The following is a 12,676-nucleotide window of genomic DNA, read 5'->3' as shown; positions in this document are numbered from 1 at the left end:
GCCGGGCACCATCAAGCCGCACACCAAGTTCGAGTGCGAAGTGTACGTGCTGTCCAAGGAAGAAGGTGGTCGTCACACCCCGTTCTTCAAGGGCTACCGTCCGCAGTTCTACTTCCGCACCACCGACGTGACCGGTAACTGCGAGCTGCCGGAAGGCGTCGAGATGGTGATGCCGGGCGACAACATCAAGATGGTTGTCACCCTGATCGCGCCGATCGCGATGGAAGACGGTCTGCGTTTCGCCATCCGTGAAGGCGGTCGTACCGTCGGCGCCGGCGTGGTTGCCAAGATCATCGAGTAATCGATTGATCTGAAACGGAAAAAAGGCCCTTCGGGGCCTTTTTTCTTGCCTCGTGAAATTGACAGATGGCAAAAGAGGCGTTCTTGACAGCCGCTGGCGACATCCTTAGAATTGCGCCTCCTTTAATCGGGCACCTTTTTGCCCGAGGGGAAAGCTTGGAGTCTGAGGTCAAATGCAAAATCAACAAATCCGTATTCGGTTGAAGGCTTTTGATCATCGCCTGATCGATCAATCCACCCAGGAAATCGTGGAAACCGCGAAACGTACTGGTGCTCAGGTGCGTGGTCCGATTCCTCTGCCTACCCGCAAGGAACGTTACACAGTGCTGATTTCTCCGCACGTCAACAAGGACGCTCGTGACCAGTACGAAATTCGTACCCACAAGCGTGTGCTCGACATCGTTCAGCCCACCGACAAGACCGTCGATGCGCTGATGAAGCTCGATCTCGCCGCTGGCGTTGAAGTGCAAATCAGCCTCGGCTGAGACCGTCAAGGTTTCAGTCGTGTAACGCTCTGAAATGGGCGGCCATAGCGGGTGAAAGCCCCGTACACTCAAGAGGTTCTCAACATGACGATTGGTGTAGTCGGTCGTAAATGCGGCATGACCCGCGTTTTCACCGAAGAAGGCGTTTCCGTTCCGGTTACGGTCATCGAGATCGAGCCGAATCGCGTAACCCAATTCAAAAGCGAAGAAACCGATGGCTACCGTGCCATTCAGGTGACCGTGGGTGAGCGTCGTGCTTCCCGCGTGACCAAGGCGCAAGCCGGTCACTTCGCCAAGGCCAGCGTTGCCGCTGGTCGTAGCGTCCTCGAATTCCGCCTGGAAGACGGTGAGTACAAGGCCGGTGACGAAGTCACTGTTGCCCTGTTCGAAGCCGGCCAGATGGTTGATGTCACTGGCCAGTCCAAAGGTAAGGGCTACGCCGGTACCATCAAGCGCTGGAACTTCCGTGGTCAGGACAACACCCACGGTAACTCCGTTTCCCACCGTGCACCTGGTTCCATCGGCCAGTGCCAGACTCCTGGTCGAGTGTTCAAGGGCAAGAAAATGTCCGGTCACCTGGGTGCGGAGCGTGTAACCGTTCAGTCGCTGGAAGTCGTGCGTGTAGACGCCGAACGCAACCTGCTGCTGGTCAAGGGTGCCGTCCCCGGCGCGCCGGGTGGTGACGTGATCGTGCGTCCCGCTGTCAAGGCCCGTGGTTGAGAGGAGAGAGAACATGCAACTCAATGTGAATGGCTCTCAAGCTATCGAAGTCTCCGAGCACACCTTCGGCGGTGAATTCAACGAGACCCTGGTTCACCAGGCAGTCGTCGCCTACATGGCTGGCGGTCGTCAGGGCACCCGTGCCCAGAAGACCCGTTCCGAAGTCCGTGGCGGTGGCAAGAAGCCCTGGCGTCAGAAGGGCAGCGGTCGTGCCCGTGCCGGTACCATCCGCAGCCCCATCTGGCGTTCCGGTGGCGTGGCTTTCGCAGCCAAGCCCCAGGATCACAGCCAGAAGCTGAACAAGAAGATGTACCGCGCTGCCCTGCGCTCCATCCTCGCCGAGCTGGTTCGTCTGGACCGTCTGGTCGTGGTTGACGACTTCGCCGTCGACGCGCCCAAGACCAAGACCCTGGTCAGCAAGTTGGACGGCCTGGGCCTGAGCGACGTGCTGATCGTGACCGACGCTGTCGACCAGAACCTGTACCTGGCCGCCCGCAACCTGCCGTTCGTCGACGTTCGTGATGTCCAGGGTTCCGACCCGGTCAGCCTGATCGCCTACGACAAGGTGCTGGTCACTGTGTCCGCCGTGAAGAAATTCGAGGAGCTGCTGGCATGAACCAGGAACGCGTATTCAAAGTGCTGCTTGGCCCGCACATCTCCGAGAAGGCCACCATGCTGGCGGACAGCCAGAAGCAGTTCGTATTCAAGGTTGCCACCGATGCAACCAAGCTGGAAATCAAGAAGGCCGTCGAGCAGCTGTTCGAGGTCAAGGTTCGCAGCGTCAGCACCCTGAACGTCCAGGGCAAGACCAAGCGTACCGCTCGTGGTCTGGGCAAGCGTAACGACTGGAAAAAAGCGTACATCGCGCTCCAGCCGGGCCAGGATCTCGACTTTTCCAGCAGCGCCGAGTAATCAGGGGGCATCATGGCAATCGTAAAATGCAAGCCGACCTCCGCTGGCCGCCGCTTTGTGGTCAAGGTGGTCAACTCCGATCTGCACAAAGGCGCGCCCTACGCCCCTTTGCTGGAGAAGAAGAGCAAGTCCGGCGGCCGTAACAACAATGGTCGTATCACCACTCGCCACATCGGCGGTGGTCACAAGCAGCACTACCGTCTGGTCGACTTCCGTCGTAACAAGGATGGCATCCCTGCCGTCGTTGAGCGTATCGAATACGATCCGAACCGTACTGCACACATCGCTCTGCTGAAGTACGCCGATGGCGAGCGTCGCTACATCATCGCCCCCAAGGGCGTTGTTGCTGGTGACCAACTGCTGTCCGGCGCTGGCGCTCCCATCAAGGCCGGCAACAACCTGCCGCTGCGTAACGTGCCGGTCGGTAGCACCATCCACGGTATCGAGCTGAAGCCTGGTAAAGGCGCTCAGATCGCTCGTTCCGCGGGTACCTCCGCTCAGCTGGTCGCCCGTGAAGGCGCCTACGTCACCGTGCGCCTGCGCAGCGGTGAAATGCGCAAGGTGCTGTCCGAGTGCCGTGCCACCCTGGGCGAAGTGTCCAACGGTGAACACAGCCTGCGTTCGCTGGGTAAGGCCGGTGCCACCCGCTGGCGTGGCGTGCGTCCGACCGTTCGTGGTGTTGCCATGAACCCGGTCGATCACCCGCACGGTGGTGGTGAAGGTCGTACTTCCGGTGGCCGTCATCCGGTTTCGCCATGGGGCGTCAAGACCAAGGGTCTCAAGACGCGCTCCAACAAGCGTACCGACAAGATGATTGTCCGTCGCGGCAAGTAATCAGTAGAGGATTCGACTGTGCCCCGTTCTCTGAAGAAAGGTCCTTTTATCGATCTTCACCTGTTGAAGAAGATCGAAGTCGCGGTGGAAAAAAACGAGCGCAAGCCGATCAAGACCTGGTCGCGTCGTTCGATGATCCTGCCGCAGATGGTCGGTCTGACCATCGCTGTGCACAACGGTCGTCAACATGTCCCCGTTCTGGTGAACGAAGACATGGTCGGCCACAAACTCGGCGAGTTCGCTGCTACCCGCACCTATCGCGGTCATGCGGCTGACAAGAAAGCCAAGCGTTAAGGGGTAAGGAAGATGGAAGTAGCCGCTAAGCTGTCGGGCGCTCGTATCTCCGCCCAGAAAGCCCGCTTGGTCGCCGACCAGATCCGCGGGAAGAAGGTGGGCGAAGCGCTCAACCTGTTGACTTTCAGCAGCAAGAAAGCCGCTGAAATCATGAAGAAAGTGCTGGAGTCGGCCGTGGCCAACGCTGAGCACAATGAAGGCGCCGACGTGGATGACCTGAAGGTTTCCACCGTCTTCGTAAACGAAGGTCGTTCGCTCAAGCGCATCATGCCGCGTGCCAAAGGTCGTGCTGATCGCATCGTGAAGCGGTCTTGCCATATCACGGTCAAGGTTGCGGACAAGTAACGGAGTCGATCAGATGGGTCAGAAAGTACATCCCAATGGCATTCGCCTGGGTATCGTCAAGGAGCACACTTCGGTCTGGTACGCGGATAAGCGCACTTATGCGGACTATCTGCTGGCCGACCTGAAGGTTCGTGAGTACCTCCAGGACAAACTAAAAAGCGCGTCCGTAAGCCGTATCGATATTCATCGTCCGGCTCAAACCGCACGCATCACCATCCACACCGCCCGTCCCGGTATCGTGATCGGCAAGAAAGGTGAGGATGTCGAGAAGCTGCGTCAGGACCTGACCGCAAGAATGGGTGTGCCCGTGCACATCAACATCGAAGAGATCCGCAAGCCGGAGCTCGACGGTGCCCTGGTTGCGCAGAGCGTTGCGCAGCAGCTTGAGCGTCGTGTGATGTTCCGTCGCGCCATGAAGCGCGCCGTGCAGAACGCGATCCGCATTGGTGCCAAAGGCATCAAGATTCAGGTGAGCGGTCGTCTGGGCGGTGCTGAAATCGCCCGTACCGAGTGGTATCGCGAAGGTCGTGTGCCCCTGCACACCCTGCGTGCCGATATCGACTACGCCACTGCGGAAGCTCACACCACTTACGGTGTGATCGGTGTGAAGGTCTGGATCTTCAAGGGTGAGGTCATTGGTGGCCGCCAGGAAGAGCTCAAGCCCGTCGCCCCGGCTCCGCGCAAAAAAGCTGCTGCTAAGTAAGGAGTACGCAACATGCTGCAACCCAAGCGTACAAAATTCCGCAAGCAGATGACCGGCCACAACCGTGGTCTGGCTCATCGCGGTAGCAAGGTCAGCTTCGGCGAGTACGCGCTGAAGGCTGTCGGCCGTGGCCGTCTGACCGCTCGCCAGATCGAATCCGCACGTCGTGCGCTCACCCGTCACGTGAAGCGTGGCGGCAAGATCTGGATCCGCGTCTTCCCTGACAAGCCTGTCACCAAGAAGCCTCTCGAAGTGCGGATGGGTAAAGGTAAGGGTAGTGTCGAGTACTGGGTAGCCCAGATCCAGCCGGGCAAGGTCCTGTACGAGATCGAGGGTGTTTCCGAGGATCTGGCGCGTCAGGCATTTGCCCTGGCCGCTGCCAAGCTTCCGCTCGAAACCTCCTTTGTTAAGCGGACGGTGATGTGATGAAAGCGAAAGATTTGCGTGAGAAATCCGTAGAGGAGCTGAACGAGCAGCTTCTCAACCTGCTGCGTGACCAGTTCAATCTGCGTATGCAGAAGGCAACTGGCCAGTTGGGTCAGTCTCACATGCTCTCGCAAGTGAAGCGCGACATTGCTCGCGTCAAGACTGTGCTGAACCAGCAAGCAGGTAAGTGATCATGGCTGAAGCTGAAAAAACTGTCCGTACGCTGACCGGCCGAGTGGTCAGCGACAAGATGGACAAAACCGTCACCGTACTGATCGAGCGTCGCGTCAAGCACCCGATCTACGGCAAATACGTGAAGCGTTCCACCAAGCTGCACGCTCACGACGAAACCAATCAGTGCCGCATTGGTGACCTGGTCACCATTCGCGAAACCCGCCCGCTGGCCAAGACCAAGGCGTGGACCCTGGTTGACGTCGTCGAGCGCGCCGTTCAGGTATAAGGGTAGAGAGCCATGATCCAGACTCAATCCATGCTTGACGTCGCCGACAACAGCGGCGCTCGTCGCGTGATGTGCATCAAGGTGCTCGGCGGTTCCCACCGCCGTTACGCCGGCATCGGCGACATCATCAAAGTCACCGTCAAGGAAGCAATTCCGCGCGGCAAGGTGAAGAAAGGTCAGGTGATGACTGCTGTCGTCGTGCGTACCAAGCACGGCGTCCGCCGCACCGACGGTTCCATCATCCGCTTCGACGGCAACGCCGCGGTTCTGCTGAACAACAAGCAAGAGCCGATTGGCACCCGTATCTTTGGGCCGGTGACCCGTGAACTTCGCTCCGAGAAGTTCATGAAGATCGTCTCCCTTGCCCCCGAAGTGCTGTAAGGAGTAGCCGACATGCAAAAGATTCGTCGTGACGACGAGGTAATCGTCATTGCCGGCAAGGACAAGGGCAAGCGTGGCAAGGTGCTGAAGGTACTCGCCGATGACCGTCTGGTCGTTGGCGGGGTCAACCTGATCAAGCGCCACACCAAGCCCAACCCCATGCTGGGCGTTCAGGGTGGCATCGTAGAGAAAGAAGCCCCTCTGCATGTCTCCAACGTTGCCATTTTCAACTCCGAGACCAACAAGGCTGACCGCGTTGGTTTCAAAGTCGAAGACGGCAAGAAGATTCGTATCTTCAAGTCGACCCAAAAAGCGGTCCAGGCCTGAAGCTGCTAGGTAGATCACCATGGCTCGATTGAAAGAGATTTATCGGAAGGAAATCGCGCCCAAGCTGAAAGAGCAGCTTCAGCTGGGTAACGTGATGGAAGTTCCGCGCATCACCAAGATCACCTTGAACATGGGTCTGGGCGAAGCGGTCGGTGACAAGAAGATCATCGACAACGCCGTAGCTGACCTGGAAAAGATCGCTGGTCAAAAGCCGGTCGTGACTTATGCCCGCAATTCCATTGCTGGCTTCAAGATTCGCGAAGGCTGGCCGATCGGCGTCAAGGTGACCCTGCGTAGCGATCGCATGTACGAATTCCTGGATCGTCTGCTGTCCATCTCCCTGCCGCGCGTGCGTGACTTCCGCGGCCTGAATGCCAAGTCCTTCGATGGTCGTGGCAACTACAGCATGGGCGTGAAAGAGCAGATCATCTTCCCGGAAATCGATTACGACAAGATCGATGCGCTGCGTGGTATGGACATCACCCTGACCACCACCGCTCGTACCGACGAGGAAGGCCGTGCGCTGCTGCGTGCGTTCAACTTCCCGTTCCGTAACTGATTGAGGTCTTCAGATGGCTAAGCAAAGCATGATTAACCGCGAGCTGAAGCGTCAGCAGACGGTTGCCAAGTTCGCCAAGAAGCGCGCCGAGTTGAAGGCGACCATCGGTAATGTCAACGCCTCCCCCGAGGACCGTTGGAATGCCCAGGTCGCCCTGCAGAAGCAGCCCCGTGACGCCAGCGCCAGCCGCCTGCGTAACCGCTGCCGCCTGACCGGCCGTCCGCACGGCGTGTACCGCAAGTTCGGTCTGTCCCGCATCAAGCTGCGTGAAGCAGCCATGCGCGGTGACGTGCCCGGCCTGGTGAAGGCCAGCTGGTAACAGCTAGCGCCTTTCATCGCGGTAATTGAATCAAGCCCCTTTTGGGGCTTGATTCGTTTCAGGCGCATCTCTAGAATGCTCGGCTCGCCCGAATCGGCCTATTGCCGAGGGGTGATTTTGAGAGCCGGAAGGCTCAATTTCTGTATTAGGAGCTAATAGCCCATGAGTATGCAGGACCCGTTAGCAGACATGCTAACTCGTATCCGTAATGCCCAGATGGCTGAAAAGGCCGTTGTGAGCATGCCTTCTTCCAAGCTGAAGGCTGCCGTCGCCAAAGTCCTCAAGGACGAAGGTTACATCGCGGATTTTCAGGTCAGCGCGGAATCCAAGCCGTCGCTGTCCATCGAGCTGAAGTACTTCGAAGGCAAGCCTGTCATCGAAGAACTCAAGCGTAGCAGCCGTCCCGGTCTGCGCCAGTACAAAGCCGTTGACCAGCTGCCGAAAGTGCGTGGCGGTCTGGGCGTGTCGATCGTTTCCACCAACAAAGGTGTGATGACTGATCGCGCAGCCCGTGCTGCTGGTGTTGGCGGCGAAGTGCTCTGCACAGTCTTCTAAGGGGAATCAGCATGTCTCGCGTTGCTAAGAACCCTGTAAGACTGCCTGCAGGCGTCGAAGTTAATCTGGCCGGTCAGGCGCTTTCGATCAAGGGTGCCAAGGGCGCTCTGGAGCTGAAGGTCCATCCGTCCGTTGAAGTCACTCAAGAGTCCGGTGAGCTGCGTTTCGCTGCTCGCAATGGCGATCAGCAGACCCGTGCGATGGCCGGCACTACCCGTGCCCTGGTCAACAACATGGTGGTCGGCGTCAGCCAGGGCTTCGAGCGCAAGCTGCAACTGGTCGGTGTGGGCTACAAAGCCCAGGCCAAAGGTCAGGTGCTGAACCTCGCTCTGGGCTTCTCTCACCCCGTGGACTACGACCTGCCGCAAGGCATCACCGCAGAAACCCCCAACCAGACCGAAATCCTGATCAAGGGTATCGACAAGCAGCTGGTCGGCCAGGTTGCGGCTGAGATTCGTGGTTTCCGTCCGCCAGAGCCTTACAAGGGCAAAGGTGTACGGTATGCCGACGAAGTCGTCCACCGTAAAGAAGCCAAGAAAAAGTAGGGCATAGCAAATGACCGTCAAGAAAGAAACCCGACTGCGTCGCGCTCGCAAGGCTCGCCTGAAGATGCGCGAGCTGGAAGTGGTCCGTCTGTGCGTGTACCGCTCTTCCCAGCACATCTATGCCCAGGTCATCGCGGCCGACGGCAGCAAGGTGCTGGCCAGCGCTTCTACGCTGGACAAAGAACTGCGCGAAAGCGCTACCAGCAACGTCGAGGCGGCCAAGAAAGTTGGTCTGCTGGTCGCCGAGCGTGCCAAGGCCGCTGGCGTTACCCAGGTGGCCTTTGATCGTTCTGGCTTCAAGTACCATGGTCGCGTCAAAGCGCTGGCCGACGCTGCTCGTGAAGGCGGGCTGGAGTTCTAAGTCATGGCAAATAACGATCAAAAGCGCGACGAAGGCTATATCGAGAAGCTGGTTCAAGTTAACCGCGTAGCCAAAACCGTGAAAGGCGGCCGTATTTTCGCCTTCACCGCTCTGACCGTGGTTGGCGATGGCAAGGGCCGCGTTGGCTTCGGCCGTGGCAAGGCCCGTGAAGTGCCTGCCGCCATCCAGAAGGCGATGGAAGCTGCTCGCCGCAACATGATCCAGGTGGATCTGAACGGCACCACCCTGCAGTACCCGGTCAAGGCCGCCCATGGCGCCTCCAAGGTGTACATGCAGCCCGCTTCCGACGGTACCGGCATCATCGCCGGCGGTGCCATGCGCGCCGTGCTGGAAGTGGCTGGTGTGCAGAACGTCCTAGCCAAGTGCTACGGCTCCACCAACCCGGTAAACGTGGTGTACGCGACCTTCGAAGGTCTCAAGCACATGCAGGCGCCGGAAGCTGTTGCCGCCAAGCGTGGCAAGAGCGTCGAGGAGATCCTCTGATCATGGCTACTGCAACCGTCAAGGTCACGCTGATCAAGAGCGTCCACGGCCGTCTGGCCAATCACAAGGCTTGCGTCAAGGGTCTCGGCCTGCGTCGCATCAATCATACCGTCGAAGTTCAGGACACCCCTGAAAACCGCGGCATGATTAACAAGGCCTACTACCTTCTGCGTGTGGAGGGTTAAGTCATGAAATTGAACGATCTGCGTTCCGCTCCCGGCGCTCGCCGCGAGAAGCTGCGTCCCGGTCGTGGTATCGGTAGCGGCCTGGGCAAGACCGGTGGCCGCGGCCACAAGGGTCTGACCTCCCGCTCCGGTGGCAAGGTTGCCCCCGGTTTCGAGGGCGGCCAGCAGCCGCTGCACCGTCGTCTGCCGAAGTTCGGCTTCGTTTCGCTGAAGGCCCTGGACCGTGCCGAGGTTCGTACCTCCGAGCTGGCCAAGGTCGATGTCGACGTCGTCGATCTGCAGGCGCTGAAAGACGCCAACGTGATCAGCCGCGACATCAAGCGTGTGAAAGTCGTGCTGTCCGGCGACGTCACTCGTGCCGTTACCCTGAAGGGCATTGGTGCCACCAAGGGTGCACGTGCAGCCATCGAAGCAGCTGGCGGCAAGATCGAGGAATAAATGGCTAAGCAAGGTGCTCTCTCTGCGCTCAGCAAGACCGGTGGTATGTCCGAGCTGTGGACCCGCCTCCGATTCCTGTTCCTGGCGATCATCGTCTACAGGATCGGTGCGCACATCCCTGTTCCGGGTATCAATCCCGATCAGCTGGCCGCACTGTTCAGGCAGAACGAGGGGACCATTCTTAGCCTCTTCAACATGTTCTCCGGCGGTGCGCTGGAGCGGATGAGCATCTTCGCACTGGGGATCATGCCGTACATCTCGGCATCGATCATCATGCAGCTGCTTACCGCGATCAGCCCACAGCTGGAGCAATTGAAGAAAGAGGGTGAGTCTGGTCGTCGCAAGATCAGCCAGTACACCCGTTACGGCACGCTGGTTCTGGCGCTCGTTCAGGCCACCGGGATGTCGGTAGGACTCGCCAGTCAGGGTGTCGCGTTCAGCGTGGGCTTCAGCTTCTATTTCGTCGCTGTCACCACGTTCGTCGCTGGCGCGCTGTTCATGATGTGGCTGGGTGAGCAGATCACCGAGCGCGGTATCGGCAATGGCATCTCGATGCTGATCTTCGCCGGTATCGTCGCGGGCTTGCCTCGCGCCATCGGTCAGTCCTTCGAGTCGGCACGGCAGGGCGATATCAACATCTTCGCGCTGATCATGGTGGGTGTGGTGGCCGTGGCCATCATCGCCTTCGTGGTGTTCATCGAGCGTGGCCAGCGTCGCATCGCGGTGCACTACGCCAAGCGCCAGCAGGGCCGCAAGGTCTTCGCTGCGCAGAACAGCCACCTGCCGCTCAAGGTGAACATGGCCGGGGTCATCCCGGCGATCTTCGCCAGCAGCATCCTGCTGTTCCCGGCATCGCTCGGTTCGTGGTTCGGTCAATCCGAAGGTCTGGGTTGGTTGCAGGACGTGGCTCAGGCCATCGCCCCCGGCCAGCCGCTGAACATCTTGCTGTTTAGTGCAGGGATCATCTTCTTCTGCTTCTTCTATACGGCGCTGATGTTCAACCCCAAGGACGTGGCCGAGAACCTGAAGAAATCCGGGGCGTTCATCCCGGGTATTCGTCCTGGTGAACAGTCCGCTCGCTATATCGATGGCGTGCTGACCCGACTCACCATGTTCGGTGCCCTGTACATGACGGCGGTGTGCTTGTTGCCCCAGTTCCTGGTGGTCGCGGCGAACGTGCCGTTCTATCTCGGCGGGACCTCGTTGCTGATCGTGGTGGTAGTGGTCATGGACTTCATGTCCCAGGTCCAATCCCATCTCGTATCTCATCAATACGAGTCCCTGATGAAGAAAGCCAACCTGAAGGGCTACGGCGGCGGCATGATGCGCTGAGCCGTTACCCGTAAGGTTAGAGGAGTTGTCATGAAAGTTCGTGCATCGGTCAAGAAGCTGTGCCGTAACTGCAAGATCATTCGCCGCGAAGGCGTCGTGCGCGTGATCTGCAGCGCTGAACCGCGTCACAAGCAGCGCCAAGGCTGAGTGTGAATCACGCGTTTAACCCGGCAGCTAGTGTGCTGCCGGGTTGATCATTTGTTCCTACAGCGTTAATATCGCGCGCCCTTTTCTTGGCTTCCGGGGCGTCGGTAGCTGTCAATTGGAGTTTTTCTGAATGGCCCGTATTGCAGGCGTCAACATTCCAGATAACAAGCACACTGTTATCTCGCTGACCTACATCTATGGTGTCGGTCGCACCACCTCTCAGAAGATCTGCGCGGCCACCGGCATCGAGCCGACCGCCAAGATCAAAGAACTGAGCGACGAGCAGGTCGATCAGCTGCGTAACGAGGTCGCCAAAATCCTCACCGAGGGTGACCTGCGCCGCGAAATCAACATGAACATCAAGCGCCTGATGGATCTGGGTTGCTACCGCGGTCTGCGTCACCGCCGTGGTCTGCCGGTCCGTGGTCAGCGCACCAAGACCAATGCCCGTACCCGTAAGGGCCCGCGCAAGCCGATCCGCAAGTAATCGCATCCGCGAATCGACAGGAATCTAGTCATGGCAAAACCTGCTGCTCGTCCTCGTAAGAAAGTCAAAAAGACAGTGGTTGATGGCATCGCCCATATCCACGCGTCTTTCAACAACACCATCGTGACCATCACCGATCGTCAGGGCAATGCCTTGTCCTGGGCGACCTCCGGTGGCTCCGGCTTCCGTGGCTCCCGTAAGAGCACCCCGTTCGCTGCCCAGATTGCAGCCGAGCGCGCCGGTCAAGCCGCCCTGGAATATGGTCTGAAGAATCTGGACGTGAACGTCAAAGGTCCCGGCCCCGGCCGTGAGTCCGCTGTTCGCGCCCTGAATGCCTGTGGTTACAAGATCGCCAGCATCACCGACGTGACGCCCATCCCGCATAACGGGTGCCGTCCGCCGAAGAAGCGTCGCGTGTAATAGGAGACAGTGAGAAATGGCTCGTTACATTGGTCCCAAGTGCAAACTGTCCCGCCGCGAAGGCACTGACCTCTTCCTGAAGAGCGGCGCCCGCGCCCTCGACTCGAAGTGCAAGCTGGAAACCGTTCCTGGCCAGCATGGTCAGCGTCGCGGTCGTCTGTCCGACTACGGTCTGCAGCTGCGTGAAAAGCAGAAAGTCCGCCGTATCTATGGCGTCCTCGAGCGTCAGTTCGCCGGTTACTACCAGGAAGCTGCCCGTCGCAAGGGCGCTACCGGTGAGAACCTGCTGCAACTGCTCGAATGCCGTCTGGACAACGTGGTGTATCGCATGGGCTTCGGTGCCACTCGCGCGGAATCGCGCCAGCTGGTCTCCCACAAGTCGATCACCGTCAACGGTCAGACCGTCAACATTCCCTCCTATCAGGTCAAGGTCGGCGACGTCGTCGCGGTCCGTGAAAAGGCCAAGAACCAGCTGCGTATCGCTCAAGCTCTCGAGCTGTGCGGCCAGCGTGGCCGGGTTGAGTGGGTCGAAGTGAGCACCGAGAAAAAGGAAGGCACCTTCAAGAGCGTGCCGGCCCGTGGTGATCTCTCCGCCGACATCAACGAAAACCTGATTGTCGAGCTCTACTCCAAGTAA

General features: G+C 59.0%; 26 protein-coding genes and 1 pseudogene. All 27 read left to right on the top strand.

Features of this window, described 5'->3' with window-relative positions:
* Positions 1–301: pseudogene (gene tuf, locus FSV73_RS25005) on the top strand (elongation factor Tu); the annotation flags it as partial.
* A gap of 172 nt (positions 302–473) precedes the next feature.
* On the top strand, positions 474–785 hold the full coding sequence (gene rpsJ, locus FSV73_RS25000; RefSeq protein ID WP_003243886.1) for a 30S ribosomal protein S10: 312 nt from the start codon (positions 474–476) through the stop codon (positions 783–785).
* An 84-nt stretch (positions 786–869) separates the two neighbouring features.
* Entirely contained in the window at positions 870–1,505 is a 636-nt protein-coding gene (gene rplC / locus FSV73_RS24995) for a 50S ribosomal protein L3 (protein ID WP_058760898.1), read from the top strand.
* Between the two features lie 13 nt (positions 1,506–1,518).
* Positions 1,519–2,121: a 50S ribosomal protein L4 gene (rplD, locus tag FSV73_RS24990; protein ID WP_017640279.1), complete on the top strand. Its 603-nt coding sequence runs from the start codon at positions 1,519–1,521 to the stop codon at positions 2,119–2,121.
* Complete coding sequence (rplW, locus tag FSV73_RS24985) at positions 2,118–2,417, top strand: 50S ribosomal protein L23 (RefSeq protein ID WP_007161249.1); 300 nt, start codon at positions 2,118–2,120, stop codon at positions 2,415–2,417. Before rplD ends, rplW begins: the two co-directional genes overlap by 4 nt.
* Before the next feature lie 12 nt (positions 2,418–2,429).
* Positions 2,430–3,251, top strand: a complete 822-nt coding sequence (rplB, locus tag FSV73_RS24980) for a 50S ribosomal protein L2 (RefSeq protein ID WP_145013010.1) — start codon at positions 2,430–2,432, stop codon at positions 3,249–3,251.
* An 18-nt stretch (positions 3,252–3,269) separates the two neighbouring features.
* On the top strand, positions 3,270–3,545 hold the full coding sequence (gene rpsS / locus FSV73_RS24975) for a 30S ribosomal protein S19 (protein ID WP_007161247.1): 276 nt from the start codon (positions 3,270–3,272) through the stop codon (positions 3,543–3,545).
* A gap of 12 nt (positions 3,546–3,557) precedes the next feature.
* A complete protein-coding gene (rplV, locus tag FSV73_RS24970; RefSeq protein WP_007161246.1) occupies positions 3,558–3,890 on the top strand; it encodes a 50S ribosomal protein L22 in 333 nt (110 codons plus the stop codon).
* 13 nt (positions 3,891–3,903) lie between these two features.
* Positions 3,904–4,593, top strand: coding sequence for a 30S ribosomal protein S3 (rpsC, locus tag FSV73_RS24965; RefSeq protein WP_007161245.1), 690 nt, complete (start codon positions 3,904–3,906; stop codon positions 4,591–4,593).
* A gap of 12 nt (positions 4,594–4,605) precedes the next feature.
* Entirely contained in the window at positions 4,606–5,019 is a 414-nt protein-coding gene (gene rplP, locus FSV73_RS24960; protein ID WP_017640282.1) for a 50S ribosomal protein L16, read from the top strand.
* Positions 5,019–5,210, top strand: coding sequence for a 50S ribosomal protein L29 (gene rpmC, locus FSV73_RS24955; RefSeq protein ID WP_007161243.1), 192 nt, complete (start codon positions 5,019–5,021; stop codon positions 5,208–5,210). Before rplP ends, rpmC begins: the two co-directional genes overlap by 1 nt.
* A gap of 2 nt (positions 5,211–5,212) precedes the next feature.
* The gene (rpsQ, locus tag FSV73_RS24950; RefSeq protein ID WP_007161242.1) at positions 5,213–5,479 is read left to right on the top strand and encodes a 30S ribosomal protein S17; all 267 of its coding nucleotides are present in this window, start codon (positions 5,213–5,215) and stop codon (positions 5,477–5,479) included.
* A 12-nt stretch (positions 5,480–5,491) separates the two neighbouring features.
* Positions 5,492–5,860, top strand: a complete 369-nt coding sequence (rplN, locus tag FSV73_RS24945) for a 50S ribosomal protein L14 (protein WP_007161241.1) — start codon at positions 5,492–5,494, stop codon at positions 5,858–5,860.
* A gap of 12 nt (positions 5,861–5,872) precedes the next feature.
* Positions 5,873–6,187, top strand: coding sequence for a 50S ribosomal protein L24 (rplX, locus tag FSV73_RS24940; protein ID WP_017640283.1), 315 nt, complete (start codon positions 5,873–5,875; stop codon positions 6,185–6,187).
* Positions 6,188–6,206: 19 nt separating this feature from the next.
* On the top strand, positions 6,207–6,746 hold the full coding sequence (gene rplE, locus FSV73_RS24935) for a 50S ribosomal protein L5 (RefSeq protein ID WP_007161239.1): 540 nt from the start codon (positions 6,207–6,209) through the stop codon (positions 6,744–6,746).
* A gap of 13 nt (positions 6,747–6,759) precedes the next feature.
* The gene (gene rpsN / locus FSV73_RS24930; RefSeq protein WP_145013008.1) at positions 6,760–7,065 is read left to right on the top strand and encodes a 30S ribosomal protein S14; all 306 of its coding nucleotides are present in this window, start codon (positions 6,760–6,762) and stop codon (positions 7,063–7,065) included.
* Between the two features lie 162 nt (positions 7,066–7,227).
* Entirely contained in the window at positions 7,228–7,620 is a 393-nt protein-coding gene (gene rpsH, locus FSV73_RS24925; RefSeq protein WP_017640285.1) for a 30S ribosomal protein S8, read from the top strand.
* Positions 7,621–7,631: 11 nt separating this feature from the next.
* The gene (rplF, locus tag FSV73_RS24920; RefSeq protein ID WP_017640286.1) at positions 7,632–8,165 is read left to right on the top strand and encodes a 50S ribosomal protein L6; all 534 of its coding nucleotides are present in this window, start codon (positions 7,632–7,634) and stop codon (positions 8,163–8,165) included.
* Between the two features lie 10 nt (positions 8,166–8,175).
* Positions 8,176–8,526: a 50S ribosomal protein L18 gene (rplR, locus tag FSV73_RS24915; RefSeq protein WP_007161235.1), complete on the top strand. Its 351-nt coding sequence runs from the start codon at positions 8,176–8,178 to the stop codon at positions 8,524–8,526.
* A gap of 3 nt (positions 8,527–8,529) precedes the next feature.
* Positions 8,530–9,030, top strand: a complete 501-nt coding sequence (gene rpsE, locus FSV73_RS24910; RefSeq protein WP_007161234.1) for a 30S ribosomal protein S5 — start codon at positions 8,530–8,532, stop codon at positions 9,028–9,030.
* 2 nt (positions 9,031–9,032) lie between these two features.
* Positions 9,033–9,215 carry a 50S ribosomal protein L30 gene (rpmD, locus tag FSV73_RS24905; protein ID WP_145013006.1) on the top strand — a complete coding sequence of 61 codons (183 nt, stop codon included), beginning with the start codon at positions 9,033–9,035 and terminating at the stop codon, positions 9,213–9,215.
* A gap of 3 nt (positions 9,216–9,218) precedes the next feature.
* The gene (rplO, locus tag FSV73_RS24900; protein ID WP_007161232.1) at positions 9,219–9,653 is read left to right on the top strand and encodes a 50S ribosomal protein L15; all 435 of its coding nucleotides are present in this window, start codon (positions 9,219–9,221) and stop codon (positions 9,651–9,653) included.
* Complete coding sequence (secY, locus tag FSV73_RS24895) at positions 9,654–10,985, top strand: preprotein translocase subunit SecY (protein ID WP_133860560.1); 1,332 nt, start codon at positions 9,654–9,656, stop codon at positions 10,983–10,985.
* A gap of 30 nt (positions 10,986–11,015) precedes the next feature.
* Positions 11,016–11,132 (top strand): 50S ribosomal protein L36, encoded by a 117-nt coding sequence (gene rpmJ, locus FSV73_RS24890; RefSeq protein ID WP_002555468.1) that lies wholly within the window; start codon positions 11,016–11,018, stop codon positions 11,130–11,132.
* A gap of 130 nt (positions 11,133–11,262) precedes the next feature.
* Positions 11,263–11,619 (top strand): 30S ribosomal protein S13, encoded by a 357-nt coding sequence (rpsM, locus tag FSV73_RS24885; RefSeq protein ID WP_007161230.1) that lies wholly within the window; start codon positions 11,263–11,265, stop codon positions 11,617–11,619.
* A 30-nt stretch (positions 11,620–11,649) separates the two neighbouring features.
* Entirely contained in the window at positions 11,650–12,039 is a 390-nt protein-coding gene (rpsK, locus tag FSV73_RS24880) for a 30S ribosomal protein S11 (RefSeq protein ID WP_003281811.1), read from the top strand.
* Between the two features lie 16 nt (positions 12,040–12,055).
* Positions 12,056–12,676 (top strand): 30S ribosomal protein S4, encoded by a 621-nt coding sequence (gene rpsD / locus FSV73_RS24875; protein WP_017640289.1) that lies wholly within the window; start codon positions 12,056–12,058, stop codon positions 12,674–12,676.

The organism is Pseudomonas oryzihabitans, assembly GCF_007665395.1.
Lineage (GTDB): Bacteria > Pseudomonadota > Gammaproteobacteria > Pseudomonadales > Pseudomonadaceae > Chryseomonas > Chryseomonas psychrotolerans_C.
This window is presented reverse-complemented; position numbering and strand designations above follow the sequence as displayed.

Excerpts from the sequence above, each read along its gene's own strand:
- rpsJ (WP_003243886.1), top strand. The coding sequence starts at position 474 with ATGCAAAATCAACAAATCCGTATTCGGTTGAAGGCTTTTGATCATCGC.
- rplC (WP_058760898.1), top strand. The coding sequence starts at position 870 with ATGACGATTGGTGTAGTCGGTCGTAAATGCGGCATGACCCGCGTTTTC.
- rplD (WP_017640279.1), top strand. The coding sequence starts at position 1,519 with ATGCAACTCAATGTGAATGGCTCTCAAGCTATCGAAGTCTCCGAGCAC.
- rplW (WP_007161249.1), top strand. The coding sequence starts at position 2,118 with ATGAACCAGGAACGCGTATTCAAAGTGCTGCTTGGCCCGCACATCTCC.
- rplB (WP_145013010.1), top strand. The coding sequence starts at position 2,430 with ATGGCAATCGTAAAATGCAAGCCGACCTCCGCTGGCCGCCGCTTTGTG.
- rplV (WP_007161246.1), top strand. The coding sequence starts at position 3,558 with ATGGAAGTAGCCGCTAAGCTGTCGGGCGCTCGTATCTCCGCCCAGAAA.
- rpsC (WP_007161245.1), top strand. The coding sequence starts at position 3,904 with ATGGGTCAGAAAGTACATCCCAATGGCATTCGCCTGGGTATCGTCAAG.
- rplP (WP_017640282.1), top strand. The coding sequence starts at position 4,606 with ATGCTGCAACCCAAGCGTACAAAATTCCGCAAGCAGATGACCGGCCAC.
- rpmC (WP_007161243.1), top strand. The coding sequence starts at position 5,019 with ATGAAAGCGAAAGATTTGCGTGAGAAATCCGTAGAGGAGCTGAACGAG.
- rpsQ (WP_007161242.1), top strand. The coding sequence starts at position 5,213 with ATGGCTGAAGCTGAAAAAACTGTCCGTACGCTGACCGGCCGAGTGGTC.
- rplN (WP_007161241.1), top strand. The coding sequence starts at position 5,492 with ATGATCCAGACTCAATCCATGCTTGACGTCGCCGACAACAGCGGCGCT.
- rplX (WP_017640283.1), top strand. The coding sequence starts at position 5,873 with ATGCAAAAGATTCGTCGTGACGACGAGGTAATCGTCATTGCCGGCAAG.
- rplE (WP_007161239.1), top strand. The coding sequence starts at position 6,207 with ATGGCTCGATTGAAAGAGATTTATCGGAAGGAAATCGCGCCCAAGCTG.
- rpsN (WP_145013008.1), top strand. The coding sequence starts at position 6,760 with ATGGCTAAGCAAAGCATGATTAACCGCGAGCTGAAGCGTCAGCAGACG.
- rpsH (WP_017640285.1), top strand. The coding sequence starts at position 7,228 with ATGAGTATGCAGGACCCGTTAGCAGACATGCTAACTCGTATCCGTAAT.
- rplF (WP_017640286.1), top strand. The coding sequence starts at position 7,632 with ATGTCTCGCGTTGCTAAGAACCCTGTAAGACTGCCTGCAGGCGTCGAA.
- rplR (WP_007161235.1), top strand. The coding sequence starts at position 8,176 with ATGACCGTCAAGAAAGAAACCCGACTGCGTCGCGCTCGCAAGGCTCGC.
- rpsE (WP_007161234.1), top strand. The coding sequence starts at position 8,530 with ATGGCAAATAACGATCAAAAGCGCGACGAAGGCTATATCGAGAAGCTG.
- rpmD (WP_145013006.1), top strand. The coding sequence starts at position 9,033 with ATGGCTACTGCAACCGTCAAGGTCACGCTGATCAAGAGCGTCCACGGC.
- rplO (WP_007161232.1), top strand. The coding sequence starts at position 9,219 with ATGAAATTGAACGATCTGCGTTCCGCTCCCGGCGCTCGCCGCGAGAAG.
- secY (WP_133860560.1), top strand. The coding sequence starts at position 9,654 with ATGGCTAAGCAAGGTGCTCTCTCTGCGCTCAGCAAGACCGGTGGTATG.
- rpmJ (WP_002555468.1), top strand. The coding sequence starts at position 11,016 with ATGAAAGTTCGTGCATCGGTCAAGAAGCTGTGCCGTAACTGCAAGATC.
- rpsM (WP_007161230.1), top strand. The coding sequence starts at position 11,263 with ATGGCCCGTATTGCAGGCGTCAACATTCCAGATAACAAGCACACTGTT.
- rpsK (WP_003281811.1), top strand. The coding sequence starts at position 11,650 with ATGGCAAAACCTGCTGCTCGTCCTCGTAAGAAAGTCAAAAAGACAGTG.
- rpsD (WP_017640289.1), top strand. The coding sequence starts at position 12,056 with ATGGCTCGTTACATTGGTCCCAAGTGCAAACTGTCCCGCCGCGAAGGC.